This is a genomic window from Variovorax sp. Sphag1AA, from assembly GCF_014192575.1.
Lineage (GTDB): Bacteria > Pseudomonadota > Gammaproteobacteria > Burkholderiales > Burkholderiaceae_C > Variovorax.
In genome coordinates, this window is sequence record NZ_JACHYC010000001.1 from 465610 (window position 1) to 488408 (window position 22799).

23 protein-coding genes and 1 riboswitch are annotated in these 22799 nt (G+C 66.6%); of the genes, 16 read left to right on the forward strand and 7 right to left on the reverse strand.

Going from position 1 to position 22799, the window contains the following annotated elements; all coding sequences use genetic code 11:
- The first annotated feature begins 59 nt into the window (after positions 1-59).
- The gene (locus FHW64_RS34190) at positions 60-2078 is read left to right on the forward strand and encodes a serine/threonine-protein kinase (protein ID WP_221210173.1); all 2019 of its coding nucleotides are present in this window, start codon (positions 60-62) and stop codon (positions 2076-2078) included.
- The gene (locus FHW64_RS02330; protein ID WP_184522701.1) at positions 2075-3286 is read left to right on the forward strand and encodes an OmpA family protein; all 1212 of its coding nucleotides are present in this window, start codon (positions 2075-2077) and stop codon (positions 3284-3286) included. The genes FHW64_RS34190 and FHW64_RS02330 overlap by 4 nt, the downstream gene beginning before the upstream one ends.
- A gap of 22 nt (positions 3287-3308) precedes the next feature.
- Here FHW64_RS02330 and FHW64_RS02335 read toward each other — a convergent pair whose 3' ends face one another.
- Positions 3309-3707, reverse strand: coding sequence for a hypothetical protein (locus FHW64_RS02335; RefSeq protein ID WP_184522703.1), 399 nt, complete (start codon positions 3705-3707; stop codon positions 3309-3311).
- Between the two features lie 158 nt (positions 3708-3865).
- Between FHW64_RS02335 and FHW64_RS02340 the strand changes: the two genes are divergently transcribed.
- From FHW64_RS02340 to FHW64_RS02355, 4 genes are all read left to right on the forward strand, one after another.
- Positions 3866-5293, forward strand: a complete 1428-nt coding sequence (locus FHW64_RS02340) for a malonyl-CoA decarboxylase (protein WP_184522705.1) — start codon at positions 3866-3868, stop codon at positions 5291-5293.
- Positions 5294-5362: 69 nt separating this feature from the next.
- Positions 5363-6352, forward strand: a complete 990-nt coding sequence (locus FHW64_RS02345; protein ID WP_184522708.1) for a tripartite tricarboxylate transporter substrate binding protein — start codon at positions 5363-5365, stop codon at positions 6350-6352.
- Positions 6349-7125, forward strand: coding sequence for an enoyl-CoA hydratase/isomerase family protein (locus FHW64_RS02350; protein WP_184522710.1), 777 nt, complete (start codon positions 6349-6351; stop codon positions 7123-7125). Before FHW64_RS02345 ends, FHW64_RS02350 begins: the two co-directional genes overlap by 4 nt.
- Before the next feature lie 7 nt (positions 7126-7132).
- Positions 7133-8692 (forward strand): malonyl-CoA synthase, encoded by a 1560-nt coding sequence (locus FHW64_RS02355; protein ID WP_184522712.1) that lies wholly within the window; start codon positions 7133-7135, stop codon positions 8690-8692.
- Between the two features lie 6 nt (positions 8693-8698).
- Here FHW64_RS02355 and FHW64_RS02360 read toward each other — a convergent pair whose 3' ends face one another.
- From FHW64_RS02360 to FHW64_RS02380, 5 genes are all read right to left on the reverse strand, one after another.
- Entirely contained in the window at positions 8699-9124 is a 426-nt protein-coding gene (locus FHW64_RS02360) for a universal stress protein (protein ID WP_184522714.1), read from the reverse strand.
- Between the two features lie 63 nt (positions 9125-9187).
- A complete protein-coding gene (locus tag FHW64_RS02365; protein ID WP_184522716.1) occupies positions 9188-9631 on the reverse strand; it encodes a universal stress protein in 444 nt (147 codons plus the stop codon).
- Positions 9632-9702: 71 nt separating this feature from the next.
- The gene (locus tag FHW64_RS02370) at positions 9703-10518 is read right to left on the reverse strand and encodes a sulfite exporter TauE/SafE family protein (protein WP_184522718.1); all 816 of its coding nucleotides are present in this window, start codon (positions 10516-10518) and stop codon (positions 9703-9705) included.
- Between the two features lie 281 nt (positions 10519-10799).
- A complete protein-coding gene (locus FHW64_RS02375; protein ID WP_184522720.1) occupies positions 10800-11120 on the reverse strand; it encodes a cell division protein ZapA in 321 nt (106 codons plus the stop codon).
- Positions 11117-11344 carry a DUF904 domain-containing protein gene (locus FHW64_RS02380; RefSeq protein WP_184522722.1) on the reverse strand — a complete coding sequence of 76 codons (228 nt, stop codon included), beginning with the start codon at positions 11342-11344 and terminating at the stop codon, positions 11117-11119. Before FHW64_RS02380 ends, FHW64_RS02375 begins: the two co-directional genes overlap by 4 nt.
- 45 nt (positions 11345-11389) lie before the next feature.
- A riboswitch (cobalamin riboswitch) is annotated at positions 11390-11634 on the forward strand.
- A gap of 80 nt (positions 11635-11714) precedes the next feature.
- On the opposite strand from FHW64_RS02380, the gene FHW64_RS02385 reads away from it, so the two are divergent.
- Genes FHW64_RS02385 through FHW64_RS02420 form a run of 8 tightly spaced genes read left to right on the forward strand, consistent with a single transcriptional unit; the run spans position 11715 to position 19270 of the window.
- Entirely contained in the window at positions 11715-13592 is a 1878-nt protein-coding gene (locus tag FHW64_RS02385; protein ID WP_260303608.1) for a TonB-dependent receptor domain-containing protein, read from the forward strand.
- A complete protein-coding gene (locus FHW64_RS02390; RefSeq protein ID WP_184522723.1) occupies positions 13589-14158 on the forward strand; it encodes a bifunctional adenosylcobinamide kinase/adenosylcobinamide-phosphate guanylyltransferase in 570 nt (189 codons plus the stop codon). Before FHW64_RS02385 ends, FHW64_RS02390 begins: the two co-directional genes overlap by 4 nt.
- Complete coding sequence (locus FHW64_RS02395) at positions 14155-15021, forward strand: ABC transporter substrate-binding protein (RefSeq protein ID WP_184522726.1); 867 nt, start codon at positions 14155-14157, stop codon at positions 15019-15021. The genes FHW64_RS02390 and FHW64_RS02395 overlap by 4 nt, the downstream gene beginning before the upstream one ends.
- The gene (locus tag FHW64_RS02400; protein ID WP_184522728.1) at positions 15018-16025 is read left to right on the forward strand and encodes an iron ABC transporter permease; all 1008 of its coding nucleotides are present in this window, start codon (positions 15018-15020) and stop codon (positions 16023-16025) included. The genes FHW64_RS02395 and FHW64_RS02400 overlap by 4 nt, the downstream gene beginning before the upstream one ends.
- Positions 16022-16792: an ABC transporter ATP-binding protein gene (locus FHW64_RS02405; protein ID WP_184522730.1), complete on the forward strand. Its 771-nt coding sequence runs from the start codon at positions 16022-16024 to the stop codon at positions 16790-16792. Before FHW64_RS02400 ends, FHW64_RS02405 begins: the two co-directional genes overlap by 4 nt.
- Positions 16793-16810: 18 nt before the next feature.
- Positions 16811-17380, forward strand: a complete 570-nt coding sequence (gene cobO, locus FHW64_RS02410) for a cob(I)yrinic acid a,c-diamide adenosyltransferase (protein WP_184522732.1) — start codon at positions 16811-16813, stop codon at positions 17378-17380.
- A 10-nt stretch (positions 17381-17390) separates the two neighbouring features.
- Positions 17391-18311, forward strand: coding sequence for an adenosylcobinamide-phosphate synthase CbiB (gene cbiB, locus FHW64_RS02415; protein WP_184522734.1), 921 nt, complete (start codon positions 17391-17393; stop codon positions 18309-18311).
- A complete protein-coding gene (locus FHW64_RS02420; RefSeq protein WP_409350591.1) occupies positions 18308-19270 on the forward strand; it encodes an aminotransferase class I/II-fold pyridoxal phosphate-dependent enzyme in 963 nt (320 codons plus the stop codon). Before cbiB ends, FHW64_RS02420 begins: the two co-directional genes overlap by 4 nt.
- Here the strand turns inward: FHW64_RS02420 and FHW64_RS02425 are convergent.
- Positions 19251-20243 (reverse strand): LysR family transcriptional regulator, encoded by a 993-nt coding sequence (locus FHW64_RS02425; protein ID WP_184522738.1) that lies wholly within the window; start codon positions 20241-20243, stop codon positions 19251-19253. The genes FHW64_RS02420 and FHW64_RS02425 overlap by 20 nt on opposite strands.
- Positions 20244-20423: 180 nt before the next feature.
- Here FHW64_RS02425 and FHW64_RS02430 point away from each other — a divergent pair, with 180 nt between their 5' ends.
- Both FHW64_RS02430 and FHW64_RS02435 read left to right on the forward strand, forming a co-directional pair.
- Positions 20424-21284 carry an alpha/beta hydrolase fold domain-containing protein gene (locus FHW64_RS02430; RefSeq protein ID WP_184522740.1) on the forward strand — a complete coding sequence of 287 codons (861 nt, stop codon included), beginning with the start codon at positions 20424-20426 and terminating at the stop codon, positions 21282-21284.
- Between the two features lie 245 nt (positions 21285-21529).
- Positions 21530-22786: an efflux RND transporter periplasmic adaptor subunit gene (locus FHW64_RS02435; protein ID WP_184522742.1), complete on the forward strand. Its 1257-nt coding sequence runs from the start codon at positions 21530-21532 to the stop codon at positions 22784-22786.
- Positions 22787-22799: the final 13 nt, after the last annotated feature.

Below are 22799 nucleotides of genomic sequence, written 5' to 3' on the forward strand. Positions count from 1 at the left end.
AATGCATCATGCTGCGGTGCGCAGTAGAGTCCCCACGACAGGGAAACTGAAGTGATGCAATGACCTCCGTGTCGGCAATCGATTCGAATTCCGTGCTTGGCCGCCTCCAGGGCCAGGACGATACGGACTCGGCCCCTCTTGAATGGAGCGATTCCGAGCGGGCAACCGTGCACACGCTGCCCGAGGGCATGCGCCTTCTGGACTACGAGATCGTCGGGCCGATCGGTGAAGGTGGATTCGGCATCGTCTATCTCGCGTGGGACCACTCGCTCGAGCAGCACGTCGCGATCAAGGAGTACCTGCCGGCCATCCTCGCCACGCGTGCGAGCGTCTCGTCGGCCGTGGTGGTCAAGTCGCAGCGGCACCGCGACAGCTTCCGCGTCGGCATGCGTAGCTTCCTCAACGAGGCGCGGCTGTTGGCGCGCTTTGATCATCCGTCGCTGGTGCGCGTGCTGCATTTCTGGGAAGACAACGGCACGGCCTACATGGCGATGCCGTACTACGAAGGCCCAACCCTGCAGCATGCGCTTGCCGAGCTCGGCCGCCAGCCGACTGAGGAAGAACTCTGCGACTGGCTGCGCCCCTTGCTCGACGCGCTCGGCACCATGCATGCGGCGAGCTGCTTCCATCGCGACATCGCGCCCGACAACATCCTGCTGACCGATGCCGGCCCGGTGCTGCTCGACTTCGGCGCCGCGCGGCGTGTGATCGACGGCATGGGTTCGTCACCGACGGTGGTGTTCAAGCCCGGCTTCGCACCGATCGAGCAGTACGGAGAAGTCGCCTCGATGCGGCAGGGCGCGTGGACGGACCTCTATGCGCTGGCGGGCGTGGTGTACGCGGCCGTGACCGGGCATGCCCCCATGCCAGCGATCGAGCGACTGATGGACGACCGGCTCCAGCCGCTGTCGGACATTGCAAAAGGCCAGTACAGCGAACCCTTCCTAGCCGCGATCGATGCCGCGCTGTCGCTGCATCCGCGCAACCGGCCACAGAGCGCGGCCGAGTTCTGGACCATGCTGAGCTGCGGCGAGAAGCTGCAGGATCTCGAACTCGTGCGTGCGGTACACCGCAACGACGCGCTGTCCGCGCCCCAGGCCTCCGCTGCGAAGGTGGTGACCGACCGTCCTTCGTTCACCGAACCCGACCCGATCATCGATCGCGAACTGGCGGAAGCCGTGCGTGTTCCGCCCACAATGCCGCCCGCTGCGGTGGAGCATGTGCACACGGAGTCGGACGAGATCGTCGACCGCGAGGAGCCGGTGGTGATCCACTCCCGCCGCAGGGCGCCGGTGTCGAACTGGCCGCCCTTGGTTGGCGCTCCGGCAGCGGCCGGGCAGCGTGCGAAATGGGGAAAGCCCGCCGTGCTGGCAGCGTTGGCTGTGCTGGCATGCGTCATGACCTTCGTCTACTACCGCAGCAACAGCATTTCGTCGACCTCAGGCGTTTCGCCGGCCGGGACGGCCGCACCGGCGCCCACCAAGCCGCGCGCCGTGATCATGCAGGTGGCGCCCCCGGCGCAGGTAATCGAGCCGGTCAAGCCGCCTGAGGCTCGCCAGCAGGTGATCGTGCCCGTGCAGGTGCCGCAGCCGTCGCCGCTGTCACCGCCGTCACCGCCAATGGCCATGCAACCTGCGCCGCGGCCCGAACCCGTAGCGCCCAAGGCTGTCGTGGAAGCACCCGCTCCGATCCCGGCGGCGGTTCCGCCCAAGATCGTCGAGCTCCGCAAGCTAAAGGCCCCCGAGCCGGTGAAGGCGCCAGTCGCTCCCGCGTCGATCGACGAATCCGCGAAGGCTGCCGATCCCGGCCCGGTCGCGACATCGCCGGCCGCCGCCACGCCGTCTCCGAGAACCGCACCGCGTGCGCGCCCGGAACCGAAGCGCCTTGCGCGCCGCGAGCAGCCCGTCGCCGAGCCCGAGTCGGAAATCCGTACCGTCGTCGTGCCGATCGTTCGTCACCCGGCGCCGGCACCGGAACACGCGGCGGGTGGCACGAACTGCACCGACATCCTCCAGCGGGCCTCGCTCGGCTCGCTGTCGCCGGCCGAGGCGGCCCAACTCAGAAAGGGGTGTGAATGATGACCACGACGCTCGCTCGCTGGCTTCAGGCCATGTCGTCATTCGGTCTGGTGGCGCTCTTGGCGGCCTGCGCCGCGCAGCCACCGGCTTCCAAGACGGAGCTTCCGTTCGACCAGGCCGTCGCGCAGGCAACCGACGGACTGATGGTGCAGACCCAGAAGATGCAGAGCCTCCTAACGAGGATGAGCGGCAAGAGCGGGGTGGTGCTGGATCCGATGATCGACGCCGGAAGCGGCCAGCAGACGGCCGCCACCCAGTTGCTCCAGGATCGCGTGACCGAACGGCTGGCCACGCAGGATTCCATCCAGGTCGTGCCCTTCCAGCGCGCGAACCTCGACAAGGCGCGCTACCTGCTGACGGGCACGATGACGCGTCTGCAAGTCGACCAGCCGCGCGGGCCGATGGAGATCAACCTCGCGTTGACCGAACTCGCGAGCGGCAAGGTGATCGCGCAGTCTTCCGCGATCACTCGCGACGAGGGGCTGGACCACACGCCGCTGCTCTACTACCGCGACACCCCGGTGCCCACGAAGGATCGCGTGGTCGACGGCTACGTCCGCACCAGCGCCACCGCACCCGGCCAGAAGGCGGATGCGTACTACCTCGAACGTCTCGCGGTCGCCCCGCTGATCAAGGACGCCACCAGCGCGTACAACGCCGAGCGCTACCAGGACGCACTCGCGGGCTACAACGCCGCCGCCGGCGACAGCGCGGTCGGCGAGCAGCTTCGCGTCCTCAACGGCATCTACCTGAGTTCGGCCAAGCTCGGCAAGACCACGGAGGCCGAGCAGGCCTTCGGCAAGCTCGTGGCTTATGGCATCGCCAACCAGCAACTCGGCGTGAAGTTCCTGTTCAATCCGAACAGCACCGGGTTCTGGTCGGAGCAGAAGATCAGTGGCCCGTATCCGATGTGGCTGCGCGAGATCGCCAAGGCGAGCGCCGGCGCGAAGGTCTGCATGGACATCATCGGCCACACCAGCCACACGGGTTCGGTGGCCTACAACGACACGCTGTCGCTGCAGCGCGCCAAGTTCATCCAGCAGCGGCTGGTGGGTGAAGCGTCCGTGCTTGGCACGCGCACGGCGCCGAGCGGCAAGGGCTTCCGAGAAAACATCATCGGCAGCGGCACCGACGATTCAGTCGATGCGCTGGACCGCCGCGTCGAGTTCAAGATCGTCGATTGCGGCGTAATGCAGGCCGCCCGCTGAGCTCGCCCGACCGGTCCGCGCCTCAGACTTGAGGCGCCGGCCTCTTCTTCCGAACCGTGATCGCCAGCGTGCTGGTGTGATAACCCCAGCGGTTGCGGTTCACGTCGTTCGTCATGTTCGTGACTTCCCAGCCGGCGGCTTCGAGTTCGGCCAGCGAGGTGGTGCCGAAGTTGAAATGGCAGGTGACTTCCCGCGCGTCGCGGGCGAGCGGCGCCGGCTCATCGGTGAGGCGGACCACCGAGCAGAAATCCACCGTGCCGGGACTCGCATCGCGCAACCTTGAGAGACGCTGGACTTCGCGCTGCGCCGCACCCTGGGCGTCTTGCGCGAGGGCCGGGCCGCAGGAGGCCAACACGATCGCCGCGGCAAGACCTGCCCGCAGGCGTTTGGGGTGTTCGATGCGCTTGAAGTGGGGCTGCATGCTGGGGGCTGCGTAGGTTGAAGACCGGTCGGCCGGCAGAGACCGCCGGAGCTCGCAGGGTCTATCGGCAGCCCGCGGAAAAAATTGAGTCGCGGTTCACCTAAGATGCCTCTTTTCGTCAGAGTCACCGTGCGCGAGGAAAGGGTCGAACCGATCTCATGAATGCCAGCGACTGGATCACACGCAATGTCTCGCGCCTGAAGCCGGGCAGTGCCGCGGAAGCGGCCAATACCGTCGGGCCCAGGCCGCTTTCCGAACGTCTCGAAGCCACCCTGCGCCGCTCCGGCGAAGCGCTCGCGCCACGCGCTCTTCGGCGCGCGCTGGTGGAGCTTCAGTCAGTGGTCGACCCGAGCGTGAGCGAAGTCGAGGGCGGCCGCCGCGCCCACGATTTCGTGGCGTGGTATGCGGGTCGCGAGCTCGACGAGCGGCGCGACATCTGGCTGCTCATGAGCGAACGCTTCGCCCCCGATGCGCAAAAACTCAGCAGCGCCCGAGACCGCCACGAGGCCGCAGTCGGCACGCCCGACGAAGGCCAGGCCGAGATCCACCTGCGCCGGGCGCTGGCCTCGCCGCGCGCGCGGCTGCTGCAGCGTTTCGCGATCGAGCCGGATGGCATGCGCTTCCTGGTCGACCTGCGCGCGCAGTTGCTGCCGCATCTCAAGGGCGACCGGCGGCTGCTTCCGCTCGACGCCGAACTCGAACATCTGTTTTCCACCTGGTTCGACGTGGCCTTTCTGGACCTGCGGCGCATCAGCTGGGACTCTCCGGCTTCACTGATCGAAAAACTGATCCAGTACGAGGCTGTTCACGACATCAAGAGCTGGGCCGACGTCAAGAACCGGCTCGACAGCGATCGCCGCTGCTACGGCTTCTTCCATCCGCGCCTGCCGAACACGCCGCTGATCTTCGTCGAGGTGGCGCTGGTCGATCGCATCAGCGAAGGCATCGCGCCGCTGCTGGACGAGGCCGCCGCGCTCACGAAGCCCGACAAGGCGACGACCGCGATCTTCTATTCGATCAGCAACACGCAGACCGGCCTGCGCGGCGTGAGTTTCGGCGACTCGCTGATCAAGCGTGTGGTCGAGACGTTGCAGGAAGAACTGCCGCGCCTGAAGACGTTCGCGACCCTGTCGCCGATTCCGGGTTTCCGTGCATGGCTGGGCAAGCATGCGGGCGACATGCTTTCGCGGCTCGACGAAAAGCGCGCGACCGAGCTCGGCCGCGTGATCGGATCGCTCCCGCCCACGACGGAGCGCTTCCTCGCAGCGGCAGAGGAGGTGGGGGCGCTCGATGCCAAGTCGCCGGTGCGGCAGCTCTTGCTCAACGCAGCCGCCGAATACCTCGGCCGCGCCACCGCCGACGGCAAGCCGATGGACGCGGTGGCGCGCTTCCATCTCGGCAACGGCGCGCGGGTGGAACGGCTCAACTGGGCCGGCGATCCCTCGCCGAAGGGGTTGAAGCAGTCCTACGGGCTGATGGTCAACTACCTCTACGATCTCAAGCGCTTCGACAAGCACCGCGCGCTGTTCGCGCAGGGCAAGGTCGCGGTGTCCGGCGCAATCGACGATCTCTTTTTTCCGGACTGATTTCCAGAGGGCCGAATCATCCTGCGCCGCGGGCCCCGGCGCGTGCAGACCATAACGAGGAGACAAGCAATGAACCCAGGCTTTCAGAGGCGCGACGTGTTGCAGCTCGCGGTGGCGGCGGGTGCCGCGGCCCTGGCCGGCGGCGCGCGCGCGCAGTCGGGCTGGCCGACCAAGCCCGTGACGATGATCGTGCCTTTCCCGGCCGGCGGCGGTACCGATGCCTTCGCCCGGCCGCTCTCGGCGCAGTTCACCCGAATCGTTGGCCAGACGCTGGTGATCGACAACCGCGGGGGCGCGGGCGGCACCGTGGGCGCCAGCGTCGCAGCCAAGGCGCACCCGGATGGCTACACGCTCTTCATGGGGGCGGTCCACCATGCGATCGCGCCATCGGTCTACCCCAAGCTCGACTACGACCTCGAGAAGGACTTCGTGCCCCTGATGCTGCTGGCCGATGTGCCGCAGGTGGTGGTCGTCAATCCGAAGCGCGTGACCGCGCCCAACCTGAAGGCCTTCGTCGCCTACGCCAAGCAGAACCCGGGCAAGCTCAACTACGCCTCGGCGGGCTCGGGCACCTCGCACCATCTGGCGGGCGAGCTCTTCAAGCTCCAGACAGGCACCTTCATCACGCACATCCCGTATCGCGGCGCGGGCCCCGCGCTGCAGGATCTGATCGCCGGCAATGTGGACGTGATGTTCGACGGACTGGGTTCGTCGGCGCAGCACATCAAGGCGGGTCGCATCAAGGCCCTGATGGTGGCCGGCACGAAGCGCAACCCCGCGTTCCCCGACGTGCCGTGCGCGGCGGAAGTGGGCCTGCCCGAGTACACCGTGACCACGTGGTACGGCCTCTGGGCGCCCAAGAGCACCGCCGCCGACGTGCAGGCGCGCGCCATCGACGACATGAAGAAGGCGCTCGCGACCGACGACCTGAAATCGATCTGGGCGGCCAATGGTTCCGAGATCCCGAATCTCATCGGTCCGCAATTCGGCTCCTTCGTGAACGCCGAGATCAAGCGCTGGGCCGCTGTGGTGAAGGAATCCGGGGCCAAGCTCGAATGAGCGATTCGATCACGCTGCACGGCGAGGGGCCGATCGCGTTCGTCACATTGGCGAACGCAGGGCGGCTCAACGCCATGACGCGCGCGATGTGGCGCGAGTTGCGCACAGTCTTCGAGGGACTTGCGCGCGACGCGTCGTGCCGCTGCGTCGTCGTACGCGGGGAGGGCGCTGCCTTCTGCGCGGGCGGCGACATCTCCGAGTACCCGTCGTTCCGCTTCGACGAGGCGAGCCTGCGCGAATTTCACGAGAACGAGGTCTGGGCGGCGCTTGCCGCGATGCTGGCGTGCGAAGTGCCGCTCGTCGCGCAGATCGAAGGTGCCTGCATGGGCGCGGGGATCGAGATCGCGAGCTGCTGCGACATCCGCCTCGCCGGCACCTCGGCGAAGTTCGGCGCACCGATCGCGAAGCTGGGTTTTCCGATGGCGCCGCGCGAGGCCGCGCTCGTGCGCAGTGCCATCGGCGACACGCTTGCGCGCGACATGCTCCTTGCGGCCAGCGTGCACGACGCGCAGCGCCTGTACGACGCTGGCTTTCTCGTGCGGGTGTTGCCCGATGGCGATGTTGCCGGCGAAGCGCTTGCGCACGCGCAACGTGTTGCCGCACTGGCGCCGGAAGCCGCCCGCCTCAACAAACGCACCTTCTCCGCGCTGCGCAGTGCCAGCGGCCAGGACCTGCTGGCGCCGCTCGTAGCCGTGGCCTACGACTACGCCGATTCCGATGAACATCGCGAAGGCATCGCGGCCTTCCTGGGCAAGCGCACCCCCGTCTTCTGAAATCACCATGACCGATACGACAACGAACGCCAATCTCTTCGCCGCGCTGCGCGCCGCCTTTCCTTCGGATCTCGATTCGATCGCGGTCGAGACCGACGATGGCCTGTTCTATTCCTGGCGCGATCTCGACCGCGCGAGCGCGATGATCGCCAACCTGCTTCATGCGCTGAAGCTCAAGGAAGGCGCGCGCATCGCGGTGCAGGTCGAAAAATCCGTCGAAGCCATGCTGCTGTACCTCGCGACGCTGCGTGCGGGCTACGTCTTCCTGCCGCTCAACACGGCCTACCGGCAAGCCGAGATCGAATACTTCATCGGCAACGCGGAGCCGGAGGTCGTGGTGTGCAGCAGCGCCAACGCGGCCTGGGTCGCGCCGATCGCCACCAAGGCCGGCACGCGCCATGTCTTCACGCTCGACGACGATCGCACGGGCACGCTGCTCGAAGTCGCCGCGATGTGCAGCGACCAGCACGACGTCGTGCGCAAGAAGGGCGACGACCTCGCCGCGATCCTCTACACCAGCGGCACCACGGGCCGCAGCAAGGGCGCGATGCTTTCGCACGCCAACCTGCAGTCGAACGCCGAGGTCCTCAAGGACTACTGGGGCTGGCGTTCGTCCAAGCGTGGCGACGGTGACGTGCTGATCCACGCACTGCCGATATTCCATGTGCACGGGCTCTTCGTCGCGATCCATGGCGCGCTGATCAGCGGCAGCCGGATGATCTGGCTCAACCGGTTCGATCCGCGCCGCGTGGTCGCGCGCCTGCCCGAAGCAACCGTCTTCATGGGTGTACCGACCCTCTACGTGCGCATGCTGGCCGAGCCGGGACTCACCCGCGAGGCGTGCAGCAACATGCGGCTCTTCATCTCGGGGTCGGCGCCGCTGCTGATCGAGACCTTCAACGAATGGCGCGACCGCACCGATCACACCATCCTCGAGCGCTACGGCATGAGCGAGACGGCGATGCTTACCTCCAACCCGTACAGCGCGGTGCAGGGCGAGCGCCGCGGCGGCACGGTCGGATTTCCGCTGCCCGGCGTGCGCCTGCGCGTGCGCGACGACCAGGGCAACCCGTGCCCGACTGAGGAGATCGGCCACATCGAGGTCGACGGACCGAACGTGTTCGCCGGCTACTGGCGCATGCCGGAAAAGACCAAGGAAGAGTTCACGCCCGACGGCTACTTCAAGACGGGCGACGTGGGCAAGATCGACGGCCTCGGCTACGTGACCATCGTCGGGCGCAGCAAGGACCTGATCATCAGCGGCGGCTACAACGTCTATCCGGCGGAGATCGAGGGCTTCATCAACGAGATGCCCGGTGTGGCGGAAAGCGCCATCGTCGGCGTGCCGCATCCTGATTTCGGCGAGGTGGGCGTGGCGATCGTGATTCCCAAGGCGGGCACGACGCTCGATGCGGATGCGATCGTGGCCGAGCTCAAGGCCAAGCTCGCGAACTTCAAGATTCCCAAGCGCTGCTTCGTCGTGGCAGAGCTGCCACGCAACGCGATGGGCAAGGTTCAGAAGGCACTGCTGCGCGAACAGCACAAGAGGCTGTTCGCGAGCGCCTGAGCGGCACTACTGCACCAGAAGGACGGTGAGGTCGGTTTCGGCTACTACCTTGGTAGCCACCGACCCCATGAGCGCGCGCGCGAAGAGGCCGTGGCCGTGCGTACCCATGACGATCAACTCGGCGCCGCACTCGGTCGCCGATTTGATGATCTCTTCGGCCGCATGGCCGTGGCGCGTGTCGATGCTGTAGTTCTTGATGTCGTGCTTGGCGAGTTGTGCCTTGACCGGCTCGATGACCTTCGCGGTTTCTTCCTGGTAGTACTCCGCGATCGTTCCCTTGCTCAGATGCCGGGCCACATGCCCCGGCACGCCAATGCAGACGTGGACCACGACGAACTCGTTGCCGTTCACGAACATCTCGCGGTGTTTCGCGAGGTAGTCAATGGCCTTCTGCGTGTGGAGGCTGCCGTCCACGGCGATCAGGATCTTCATTCGCTTCCTTTCGTAGTAGCAGGTACGGCGCTGGTAGTACCGCGCCGTCGTTATAAACCGCGATCAGCGCAGCACCAAAACAGGAAGCTCTGAATGAGTAAGGACATGCTGGGTTTCGCTTCCCAGCAGCAGCCGCTTGATGCCCTTGCGGCCGTGCGACGCCATCACGATCAGATTGCTCTCGTGCTTCTTGGCCGCACCGATGATCGCGTCACCGACGACATCCGAGCTGACGACAGCGGTCTTGATGTTCACGCCGGCCGTCTTGGCCTCGTTCGCGACCGCTTCGAGTGCGGTGTGCGCAGCATCGGACCATTGCTTCTCGATGCGGCCGATGTCCTCGGGCGTGAAGACGGCAGCACCGTCGAAATAGTTGGTGGGATAGCGCGGCACGACGGTCAGCGCGACCAGTTCGGAACCGTTCTGCGCCGCCAGCGCAATGGCGCTCGTTACTGCCTTCTTGGAAAGGGGCGAGCCGTCTGTGGCGACCAGGATCCGCTGGAACATTCAGTTCTCCTTGAGTTGAATGCGGCCACTTTAAGCCGTTCAACGGAGAAGCGCTTGTGCCAGATCAAACTTCAGCCGTGCAGGCCTTTCCAGAGCATGTAGCCCGCGAGCAGATAGAGGATCGTCGCGAACACGCGCTTGAGCTTCGACACGGGCAGGCTGTGCGCCGCTTTCGCGCCGAGTGGCGCGACCAGGAAACTTGTGATCGCGATCGCCGCGAGCGCCGGCAGCCAGATGTAGCCGAACGAGCCGGCCGGCAGCCCTTGCACCGACTGGCCGCTTGCGATGTAGCCCGCCACATTCGCCACCGCGATCGGGAAGCCCAGCGCCGCGCTCGTCGCCACCGCGTTGTGGATCGCCACGTTGCACCATGTCATGAACGGAACGCTGATGAAGCCACCGCCCGCGCCCACGAGACCGGAGATGAATCCGATCACGCCACCAGCCGCGAGCTGGCCGCCGGTGCCTGGCATCTGTCGGGTCGGCTTGGGCTTCTTGTCGAGGAACATCTGCGTAGCGGAGAAGCCGACGAACAACGCAAAGAAGATCGCGAGCGCCGTGCCCTTGAGCAGCGAGAACACGCCCAGGCTGCCGACCAGGCTGCCGATGATGATGCCGGGGGCGAGCCGCTTGACGATGTCCCAGCGCACCGCGCCGCGCTTGTGATGCGCCCGCACGCTCGAGATCGACGTGAAGATGATCGTCGACATCGAAGTCGCGATCGCCATCTTCACTGCAAGATCGGCCGCCACGCCGCGATGGCCCATGATGATCGTGATGAACGGCACCATCAGCATGCCTCCGCCGATGCCGAGCAGGCCGGCCAGGAATCCGGTGCCGACGCCGAGCAGGGCGAGTTCGGCGATCAGCAAGGGTTCGATCGTCATGCAGTGCGAAAGACAGGCCAGAAAAAAGCCACGGCCCCGAAACGGGGGCCGTGGCGATGAGGAATAGGTGTCTGCGAGTGGGCCTGGACTCGCAGCCTGAACCGGGGTTCAGGTGGGCGAGGGCAGCAAGGCTTCGGGTTCATCTGACGCGAGATGATCACACCCGCCGAGCGATATACCAAGCCCTGCTCCGTGGAGCATTGGTACAAGGACATATAGAGCCCAGCGCGCACCGCAGACGAAGCGCATTTTACGCCTGTGCGAAGCACATGACGCGAGTTTCAGAGCAAATGTCCGTCGCCGGCGAGGGCCTGATCGAGACGCTGGACCAACTGTGCGGCGCGTGCATCGTCCGCGGTGGGATCGGTTGCGGCGGCGGGCGCTGCCGGTGGCGGCGCGGCTTCGCGCTGCGCCAGGTCGAACGCGAGGTTCAGCGACGCCAGCACCGCGATGCGGTCGCGCGCCTTCACCTTGCCGGCATCGCGGATCTTGCACATCGCGGCGTCGACACGCTCCACGGCTTCGCGCAACTGGGTTTCACCGCCTTCGGGACAGCCGAGCAGATAGCTCTGGCCCATGATCTGGACTTCGATTTGTTTCATGAGCGGGCGCTCGGGTCTTGCGTGGGATCGGCCGGGAGTTGGTCGAGGAGGGCATCGAGGCGCGTGCGCGCCGCTGCCAGGCGGGACTTGAGCGCATCGCGTTCCCGCGTGAGCGCCTCCACCTGGTCCTGCAGCAACGCATTGGTGCGCTGTACTTCTTCATGGCGCACGAGCAGGCGTTCGACACGCTCGGCGATCTGTTCAATACGGCTCGGTGCAGGCATGGGGGGCGATTGTAGATTCGGGCGCTTGCGGTGTTTCACGAGACTTTACAATCCCGCGCTGTTGGTGCTCGCGAGGTGGTTCACACATCGCAGTTGAACGGGAAGCAGAAGCCGATGCCCTCGCAGGGCTCAGGCCAGCCTGCGCTGCCCCCGCAACGGTCAAGCAGACGGCGTCTTTTTCGGATGCCGCCTTCGTCAATCAGCCACTGGAAGCAATGAAACAGGCTTCTGGGAAGGCGACGAAGGTCGTGCTGCCAGCCCGGATACCGGCCAACGAGGCGGTCGCCGCATGTTCGCGCATGCGTTGTGACCATGACGTCCATGCGCTGGCGGGGAAGCTGGCGAAGGACATTGATCTTTTGTTGCCCCCATGAAAACAAGCGTTTTCTTCCGTCGCACCGACCGGTGCGCTTCGTCGTGGCCGCGCGCGCGCGTCACCCATATTTCCCTCGCCGTGGCCGCGCTGTCTAGCGTGTCATCGGTCGCGATGGCCCAGAGTGCGCCTTCGCTCAGCGAAACCGTGGTGACCGCAACCCGCACTCCGACGCGTGTCGATGACTTGGTCTCCGACACCGTGGTAATCGATCGCGCGCAGATCGAACAGCAGGCCAGCCGCACGCTGCCCGAGATCCTCGCGCGCGTCGCGGGCGTGCAGATTTCGGCCAACGGCGGTGCGGGCAAGTCGAGCAGCGTCTTCATCCGCGGTACCGAGGCGCGCCACACCATCCTGTTGATCGACGGCGTCCGCTACGGCTCCGCGACACTCGGCACGCCGAACTGGGACAACATCCCGGTCGAGATGATCGACCGCATCGAAGTGGTGAAGGGCCCGGCGTCCGCTCTCTACGGCAGCGACGGCGTCGGCGGCGTGGTGCAGATCTTCACCCGCAAGGCTGCGCCGGGCGATTCCGCCTTCATGCCCCGCGCGTCGACGACGCTCGGCAGCGAGAGCTACAAGCAGATCACCGGCGGCTTCAGCGGCGCGTCGGGCGCCGCGACCTACTCGCTTGATGTTCAGCGCACAATCCAGGACAGCTTTTCCGCGACCAACAGCAGGGTGCAATTCGGCAACTACAACCCCGACCGCGACCCGTTCAATCAGAGCGCGGTCAACGGATCGTTCGGCTACCAGCTCAACCCGGACTGGAAGCTCGACGCCGGCCTGCTGTATTCGGACGGCCTGAACCACTTCGATGACGGCCCGGGCCGCGACACGCGCAATACGGTGCGCACGCAGACGGCCTACGCTGGTGCAGCGGGCAAGGTGATGTCGAACTGGTCCACGCAACTGCGCTACTCCCGCAGCGAGGACTACACCCGCAACATCGTGGCGTCGACGTTCAACCTGCCGGGCCTGTTCGAAACCACGCAGAACCAGTACCTCTGGCAGAACGACATCACCACGCCGATCGGCACGGTGATCGCTGGCCTGGAGCGGCTCGAACAGAACGTGAACAGCGATACGCGCTACACCGTCACCGAGCGGGACATCAACTCCGCCTTCGTCGGCCTCAACGGCGACTATGGCCCGCACAGCTGGCAGGTCAATGCGCGGCACGACGACAACTCGCAGTTCGGCGGCAACGACACGTGGTTTGCCGGCTACGGCTACCGCATCACGCAGAACTGGCGCGTGAACGCGTCGCATGGCACCAGCTTCGTGGCGCCGTCGTTCAACCAGCTCTACTACCCCGGCTTCGGCAACCCGAACCTGAAGCCGGAAGAGGGCAAGAACACCGACGTCGGCATTGCCTGGAGCCAGGGCGCCCATACCGTGAAGCTGGTGGGCTACGACAACAAGATCACTGGTTTCATCACCAACGAGACGCTGCCGCAGAACATCCCGCACGCACGGATCCAAGGCGGAACGTTGAGCTATGACGGCCAGTTCGGCAACCTCGGCCTGCATGCGAGCTACGACTCGCTCGATCCGAAGAACGAGGTCACCGGCAAGCTGTTGCCGCGGCGCTCGAAGGACCAGGCCTCGCTCGGCGCCGACTATCAGATCGGTGCGTGGAAGCTCGGTGGCACGGCGCTCTATATGGGCCAACGCTACGACGATGCGGCCAACACGCGCCCGCTCGGCAGCTACACCACGGTCGATCTCTACGCCGAATACCGCGTCGCGAAGGACTGGTCAGTGCAGGGCCGCGTCTCGAACGTGGGCGACGTGCAGTACGAGACCGCCTACGGCTACAACCAGCCCGGCCGCGCGTTCTACGTGACGCTGAGGTGGCAGCCGAAATGAGCGACGTTTGCCGCGAACTGATCCTCGGGGGCCAGAAGAGCGGCAAATCGCGCCGTGGCGAAGAACTCGCCGCGGCGTGGCTCGGGCGTTCGGACACACACCGGGCCGTGCTCATTGCAACTGCCGAGGCGCATGACGACGAGATGCGCGCGCGCATCGCGCGTCATCGCCGCGATCGCGCGCTGCGCGTGCCGGGGCTCGATACGGTGGAGGAACCGCGTGCGCTTGCGGAGGCGATCCGCGCGCACGCTTCGCCGGACGCGATGGTGCTGGTCGACTGCCTCACGCTCTGGTTGACGAACCTGCTGATGCCGGCCAGCGGCAACGCGAGCATGCCGATCGACATCGATGCCGCCGCGGATGCGCTCGTGCTCGAACTCGGCACTGCGTCGGGGCCGGTGGTGCTGATCGGCAACGAGATCGGGCTCGGCGTGATTCCGCTCGGCCGCGAGGTACGGGCCTTCGTCGATGCGCTTGGCATGCTCAACCAGCGTGTGGCGGCAGTATGCGACCGCGTGACCTTGATGGCGGCCGGACTGCCGCTGACCCTGAAAGAACCTGAATGAATTTCCTCGCGAGACTGTCGCTTGTCGCGTTGCTGACCGTGCTCGCGGGATGGGCGCAGGCGGTCGTCGTGACCGACGAACGCGGCGTGGCGGTGGACCTGCCCAAGTCGCCGCAACGCATCGTGACCTTGCTGCCGTCGCTGACCGAAACCGTCTGCACGCTCGGTGCCTGCAATCGGCTGGTCGGCGTGGATCGCTATTCCAACTGGCCCGAATCGGTGCGCGCCCTGCCGCAGGTCGGCGGCGGGATCGATCCGAATGTCGAGGCCATCGTCGGTCTCAAGCCGGACGTGGTGCTGCTCGCGAAGTCATCGCGCGTCACCGAGCGGCTCGAAGGGCTCGGCGTCAAGGTGCTGGTGCTCGAACCCAAGAATCATGCGGATGTTCGCCGCGTGCTCGATGCAGTGGCCCGTGTGATCGGTAGCAACGACGCGCAGCGCGTGTGGCGCGAGATCGACGCGAGCGTTTCAGCGGCCGCGCAGTCTTTGCCGGAACGCGTTGCGCGCACCCGGGTGTACTTCGAAGTCAACAGCACGCCCTATGCAGCGGGCGAGTCTTCGTTCATTGGCGAGACGCTCACGAGGCTGGGCGCGAAGAACATCGTGCCGGCGGCGATGGGTCCGTTCCCGAAGCTCAACCCCGAGTTCGTGGTGCGCGCCGATCCCGACCTGATCATGGTGAGCGCCCGCAGCGGGCAGGGCCTGGAACAGCGCCCCGGCTGGAATCACATCAAGGCCGTGCGCAATGGTCGCATCTGTCGATTCACCGCCGATGAATCCGACGTGCTGGTGCGGCCCGGTCCGCGCATGGGCGAGGCGGCACGCCTGATGGCCCAGTGCCTTTTGTCTAAGGCAGGGGAATGAAGAGCGAGCAGCGACGCGCGTTCGCGCTCGGATTCGCGCTTCTCGCGATCGGCGCCGCCGTGCTGGTGCTCGGCCTGGGCGTGGGCAGCACGGGCTTCGAGAGCATCTTTGCCGCGTGGAACGACCCCGTCGCAATGCAGATCGTCCGCGACATCCGGATGCCGCGCACGCTCGGCGCGTGGCTGGCCGGCGCGCTCCTCGGGCTTGCGGGGGCGGTGGCGCAGGGACTTTTCCGAAATCCTCTGGCCGATCCGTATCTGCTGGGGAGCGCATCGGGAGCGTCGCTTGGCGTGGCGGCGGCGCTGTGGGCGTTCGGCGCTTCGCCCGCGAGCACGCAATGGGCGGTCCGCCTCGGCATGACCGGCGCGGCATTCGTCGGCGCCGTGGTGGCGGTGATGCTCACGCTGCTGTTGGCCCGTGGCGTACAGCAGACGCTGCGCCTCTTGCTCGCGGGCGTGATCGTCGGCGTGGTGCTCGGCGCAGTGAAGGACCTGATCGCGATCGCATCGACCGACATCCTTCAGGCGATGCAGGCCTTCATGCTCGGCAGCACCGGGTTGGTGGGCTGGAGTGCCTGCGCGGTGATGAGCCTGCTGGCCCTCGTGTGCGTGCTGCTTGGATGGGCATTGGCGCCCGTGCTCGACGGATTGGCACTTGGCGAATCCACCGCGAGCAGCCTCGGCTTGCCGCTCGGTGCGATGCGTGCGGCACTGGTGGCGGTGCTCGCGCTGGCGACCGGCGCCGCAGTGGCGCAGACCGGGCTGATTGCTTTCGTCGGCCTTGCGGCGCCCCATCTGGTGCGCTCGGCCGTCAAGACCACGCATGCGCGGCTGATCCCTCTGTCGAGTGCGATGGGCGGCCTGCTCCTCATGTCGGCCGACCTTCTCGCGCGATGGCTGATCGCGCCGCAGGAACTGCCGGTCGGGGTGCTGACTGCGGTGCTCGGCGGTAGCTACCTGTTGTGGCTGATGCATCGGCGGGCCGCGAAAGGCGGTGCGCGATGACGGCGGCGCTGCAAGCCCGGTGCATCGGCGCGCGGCTCGGTCACGTCGAAGTTCTGCACACCATCGACCTGGTTTTGGCGCAACGGCGCTGGACCAGCATCGTCGGCCCCAACGGCGCGGGCAAATCGACCCTGCTGAAGGTGCTTGCAGGCCTGTTGCCGCACGACGGCGAAGTGCAGTTGCTCGGCCAGCCGCTTGCGGCGATGAGCGGACGCGCGCGCGCCCGCCGGCTGTCGTGGCTCGGCCAGGGTGGCGCGGGCGAGGGCAGTGCGGACGACCTTCTGGTCTACGACGTCGCGATGCTTGGCCGTCTGCCGCACCAGCCTTGGCTCGCGTCGCCAAGCGATGCGGATCGCGCGGCGGTCGAACGCGCATTGCGCAGTACGCAGGCATGGGAGTGGCGCGACCGGGCGCTCGGCCAGCTTTCCGGCGGTGAGCGCCAGCGCGTGCTGCTGGCGCGCGCACTCGCCGTCGAAGCCGAGGTGCTGCTGATGGACGAGCCGCTCGCCAATCTCGATCCGCCGCATCAGTCCGACTGGATGCAGACCGTGCGCGAGCTGATCGCTCAGGGCCGCACCGTCATCAGCGTGCTGCACGAGCTCAACGCCGCACTGGCCGCCGACGACATGGTGGTGATGGGGCAGGGGCGCGTGCTGCATCACGGCCAGTGCGATGACGCCGCCACGCACCGCGCACTGGAAGCCGTATTCGACAACCGCGTCAGAGTGCATCAAATGCTGGGCCACTGGCTTGCCGTGCCGCGTTGAGTCCTCGGAAACACACCTATGCAGATCGAAACCCCACCCAGCGAAAAGCCCTATGAAAAGCCCGAAGGCGAACGCCGCGGCATCGTGATCGTCAATACCGGCGACGGCAAGGGCAAGAGCACCGCAGCTTTCGGCCTCGCCCTGCGCGCGCACGGACGCGGCAAGGCAGTGAAGATCTTCCAGTTCATGAAGGTGCCCAGCGCCCGCTTCGGCGAGCATCGGATGTTCGAGCAGATCGGCATCCCGATCGAAGGACTCGGCGACGGCTTCAGCTGGAAGAGCCAGGACCTCGAACGGTCGGCGCAACTTGCGCGCGACGGCTGGGAGAAAGCGAAGGCGGCGATCCTGTCGGGCGAGTACTTCCTGGTGGTGCTCGACGAGATCACCTATCCGCTGATCTACGGCTGGCTGCCGCTCGAGGGTGTGCTGGAGACGCTTCGTACGCGGCCGAAGGAAGTGCACGTCGTGCTGACCGGCCGCCGCTGTCCCGAAGAAATCGTCCAGCTCGCCGACACGGTGACCGAGATGACGATGGTCAAGCACGCGTTCAAGGCCGGAATTCCCGCGCAGCGCGGCATCGAGGACTAGGAAGTCCGCGTTGGCGTCCGTCGCCGCACTCTGGCTTGCGCTGGCGATCGATCGCTGGCTTGGCGAGCCACCTGCAAGGTGGCATCCGGTGGTGTGGATGGGTGGCTATCTGGGCTGGATCGGCGATCGCGTTGCGCCGCCTGATCGGGCGCGGCACCCATTCGCGAGCTTCTGTTGGGGCGCAGTGGCATGGTGTGTCGGCGCGTCGCTGGTGGGAGCCATCGCCGGCGGCTTCGGGCTGATGGCGGAGACGCTGCCTGCATGGGCGGCTGCGTTGTGGATCGGCTTCGCGCTCAAGCCGCTGCTGGCATGGCGCATGTTGCGTGATGAAGTTCTGGCGGTCGAAGCGGCGCTCGGCCGTTCGCTCGACGAGGGGCGCACGCAACTCGGACGGCTGGTGAGCCGCGACGTGAGCGCGCTCAGTGCGGTGGAAGTGCGAGAGAGCGCCATCGAATCGCTGGCCGAGAACCTCAACGATTCGATGGTCGCGCCACTGTTCTGGTTTGCGTTGCTCGGCCTGCCGGGCGCGGCGATCTATCGTTTTGCAAACACGGCCGATGCGATGTGGGGCTATCGCAATGCCCGTTGGGAATGGGCTGGCAAGTGGGCCGCACGGGTGGACGACGTGCTCTCGTGGGTTCCGGCGCGGATCACTGCTGCCTTGCTGGCTGCCGGCTCTTCGCTGCAATTTGCATCGTGCAGGCACGAGGCGCACAGAACGCCGTCGCCCAACGGCGGATGGCCGATGGGCACGATGGCGCTTCTCCTTGGCGTTCGGCTGGCGAAGCCGGGGGTGTATGTGCTCAACGAGCAAGGACGCGAAGCAGTGGCGTCGGACACTGCGCGTGCGATTGCATGCGCATCCCGCGTGGTCGTGCTGTCCGCGATCGGAGCGACGCTGGTGGTTCTCGCCCGGGCGGGATGGGCATGACGCACGGCGGACCCGACGCGCTGGGTGCGGCGCTGCACGATTTCTCGACGAATGCCAATGCATGCGGGCCGTGTCCTCATGCGCTCGCGGCTGTCGAAAGAGCCGATCCTCGCCGCTACCCTGACCCGGCCTACACGGCCTTGTGCGAACAGCTCGCGCAATTCCACCAGGTCGATCCACGGCGGATCGTGATCGCATCGAGTGCGAGCGAATTCATCTCGCGCATCACCGCGGCCGTGGCGCAACGTGGCGGCACGCGCATCCAGGTGCCTCCGCATTGCTATGGCGACTACTTGCGCGCGGCGGCGGCCTGGGGTTTCGAGGTTGTGAGCGACGGCGCCGATCTGGTGTGGTGCTGCGATCCGTCGAGCCCACTCGGCCAGCCGCAGGAAGGGCTCGCAGCCAGCATCGGCAAGCCGGGTGCGGAGACGACCTGTGTGATCGATCTCGCTTACGAGCCCTTGCGCCTGGACGGGGAGCTATTGCTGAGCGCACGACACCTCGATCGGGTCTGGCAACTCTGGACCCCCAACAAGGTACTGGGCCTGACAGGTGTGCGCGCCGCGTATGCCATCGCGCCGCTGGACAGCGCGGAGATGACGGGGCGGCTCACGGCGCTGGCGCCCTCGTGGCCCGTCGGCGCGCATGGCGTCGCGTTGCTCGAATGCTGGACGGGTTTCGAGACCCAACGGTGGGTGGACGAAAGCCGTGCCACCTTGCGCTCATGGAAGGCGTCGCAACGCGAAATGTGCGAATCGCTCGGCTGGACATGCCTGCCCAGCGTCGCCAACTACTTCTGCGCGAAGCCGGACGTGGCGTATTCGGGCGAACGCGCCGCCGCGATGCGCGCAAAGGGCATCAAGCTGCGCGACACGGCTTCCTTCGGTCTGCCGGGGCATGTCCGGCTGGGCGTGCTGCCGACCGCCAGCCAGGAGGCGCTCAGGCAGTCCTGGCGATAGCGGCCGAGGGGGCGGCGACGGGGGCCGCGACAGCGGCAGGGGCGGCCAGAGGCATCGACGCGGTTCGCTGCAACTGCGGGTGCTTCGCGAACAACTCGGCCGCCCAGTCCACGAACGCCCGCACCTTGGCGCTCAGGTGCCGGTTCGGCGGATACACCACGTGCACCGGCAGCGGCGGGCGCGTCCAGTCCTTCAGGATCTGCACCAGCTCTCCGCTTGCGATGTACGGCTCCGCCATATAGGTGATGACCTGCGACAGCCCGTAGCCGCCGAGCACCGCCGTCATGTGTGCGTTGCTGTCGTTCACCGAGACGCGATAGGGCCCGGCGATCTCCAGTTGTTCCTCGCCGCGATGGAATTCGTGCGGGTAAACCCGACGTGTGCTGCCCGAGAAGAAGCTCACCACGAGGTGCCGCTTCTCGATGTCGCTCGGATGCTGCGGAATGCCATAGCGCTTGATGTACGCGGGCGAGGCCACCGTCATCCACGGCAGGTTGCCGATGCGCCGGGCCACCAGCGACTGGTCGGTGAGATCGCCGCCGCGGATCACGCAGTCCACGTTGTCGGTGATCAGGTCGACCGTGCGGTCGCTGACGCCGACGTCCACCTGGATGTCGGGGTATTGGTCGCAGAAGGTCGACAACGCGGGCAGGATCACCAGCCGCGCCATCGATGAGCCCACGTCGATCCGCAGCCGCCCGGTCGGGTTGGATTGCGCGTTCGTCATGCTGGCTTCGATATCGTCGAAATCGTTCAGCAGACGGGCGGTGCGCTCGTAATAGGCCGCGCCGTCGGGTGTCACCGTGACCCGGCGGGTGGTGCGGTTGAGCAACTTGACGCGCAGACGCCCCTCCAGCGCCTGGATCTGCTTGGTGACCGTGCCCTTGGGCAGGCCGAGCGAGTCGGCCGCACGGGTGAAAGTGCCTGCTTCGACGACGCGAACGAAGATCCGCATGCCTTGGATCTGATCCATCTATGCTGCTCCTGAGAGTGCGCTTTTCGGGTGGCCCTGGGGCCGGGGGAGCGGGATTCTCACACGGTCATTTGAGCCGATTGTTAGCCGCTTGGAAACAGAGTGGGGGCTCGTATCCTGTTTGAAGCCTGTGAACGGCGTCTTATATTCCATCCATCGTCCATCCACCGAGACCGCCTAATGTCCACCCGACCGTCCCCGCTATCCGCCGACGCCCCCGCGGTCGCTGCGCGGGGTGCCGAACCCGACATCAGCATCGACCTTCCCGGGCGCGAGCCGGTCAAGGCCCGCATCTACGGCGAGCGCGCCCGTGGCGCGACCGTGCCGTTGGTGCTGCATTTCCATGGCGGAACCTTCGTCTGCGGCGGTCTCGACAACGGCCGTAACGTGGCCCGACTCCTGGCTGGCGCGGGTGCAGTGGTCGTATCCCTCGACTACCCGAAGGCGCCCAAGGCGCCGTTCCCGGAGCCGATCGAAGTGGGCTATGCGGCGCTCGAATGGCTCTACAAGCAGCGCGTGAAGCTCGGTGGCAAGGGCGCCGACCTATTCCTGGCAGGCGAGGAAGCCGGCGGCAATGTGGCGGCGGCGGTGGCGATGATCGCGCGCGACCGTGGGCATCCGCCGCTGGCAGGTCAGATCCTGTTGTCGCCCATGCTCGATCCGTGTGCCGGAACCGCGTCGTTGCGGCAGGCCACGGGCGATGCCGTCCAGTGCCGGTGGGCATCGGGCTGGCGCGAATTCCTGAGCCGGCCGGTCAATGCCACGCACCCCTATGCGGTGCCGGGCGGATCGCTCCGGCTTGCCGAAGTGGCCCGGACGCTGGTGCTGGTCGGCAAGGACGATCCGATGCGCGACGAGGGCATCGCCTTCGCGCAGCGGCTCCAGGACGCCGGCATTCCGGTTACCAGCAGTGTGTTGCCCGGAGCCTCGAACTGGCCCGCTGCACTCTACGAGCCCGAGGGCTCCGGTTGCGCTGAGTGCGAAGCGGCGGTGCAGAAGCACTTCCGCGAATTCTTCAGCGCCGCACCGCCGCCTCACTGAGCGGCGAAGCACGGTTCGCCGTGCGGCCACACATCCCGTAGCGCGGGATCGATCCGAAGGCTGAGGGCCTGATCCCTCTTTCTCCTGCAACGGCACGACCGTCGCAGCGGGGGAGCCCTCGTCCGCGCAACGGCTTTGGCCGCCGACCGCCGCGCTCCCATCCGAATCCGATTTCCCGCCGTCCTGCGCTATCCGCGCGGGAGGGTCCGTTGCATCCCAGAAGTCACCAAAAGGACGTATTCATCATGACGAACAACAAGTCTTCCTCTCCGGCCCGTCGCGGCCTCTGGCCCGCGGTGACCGGCGTCACGGCCCTGGTTGCCATCGCTTCGGCGGTGCTGCTGGGCTTCCATAGTTTCAATGCTGAGGCGAACAACACGCCATCGGCGGCGGCGCCCCAGGCGGTGCCTGTTTCGGTGGCCGCGGTCGCTTCGACAGAGGTCAACACCTGGGACGAGTTCTCGGGCCGACTCGAAGCAGTCGAGCGCGTGGATGTCAGGTCGCGCGTCGCAGGTGCAGTACAGGCGGTGCATTTCCGCGAGGGCGCGTTGGTCAAGCAGGGCGAACTGCTGATCACGATCGACCCGGCTCCGTACGCGGCTGAAGTGGATCGCGCCGAAGCACAGGTCGTGGCCGCGCAGGCCCGCGTGGCCTTCACCCGCAGCGAGACAGAGCGCGCACGCCGCCTCTGGGCGGAACAGGCGATCGCCCAGCGCGAACTCGATGAACGGACGAACGCCAGCCGCGAAGCGGAAGCGAGCCTCCGCGCCGCGCAGGCGCAGCTGCAAAGCGCGCGCCTGAACCTCGGCTACACGCAGGTCCGCGCACCGGTGGCCGGGCGCATCGGCAAGCTCGAAGTCACGGTGGGCAATCTGGTCGCGGCCGGTCCGGGCGCGCCGGTGCTCACGACGCTGGTGTCGGTGAGCCCGATCTACGCGAGCTTCGATGCCGACGAACAAATCGTGGTCCGTGCGCTCAAGGATCTGCCCGGTGGTGCCAGCGCCCGTGCGCGCATCGAAGGCATTCCGGTGCAGATGGGCACCGCCGGAACCGATGGCACGCCGTATGAAGGGCGGCTGCAGCTCATCGACAACCAGGTCGATGCCAAGAGCGGTACGGTGCGTGTGCGCGCGGCCTTCGACAACAAGGACGGCGCCCTGATCCCCGGACAGTTCGCTCGCATCCGCATGGGCCAGGCTCACAACGACTTGGCGCTTCTGGTGAACGAACGCGCCGTCGGCACCGACCAGAACAAGAAATTCGTGATGGTCGTCGGCAGCGACAACAAGGCCGAGTACCGCGAAGTCGCGCTGGGCGCGCCGTTCAACGGCCTGCGCATCGTGACCAAGGGCCTGCAGCCCGGCGAGCGCGTGATCGTCAATGGCCTGCAGCACATCCGCCCCGGTGCGGTCGTGGCGCCGCAGACCGTGACGATGGATGCGAAGGCCGAACTCGCACCGCAAACCCAGCGCGTCGCGCAAGCGAAGCCTGAGAAATCCTGATCCCGTTCGAGGA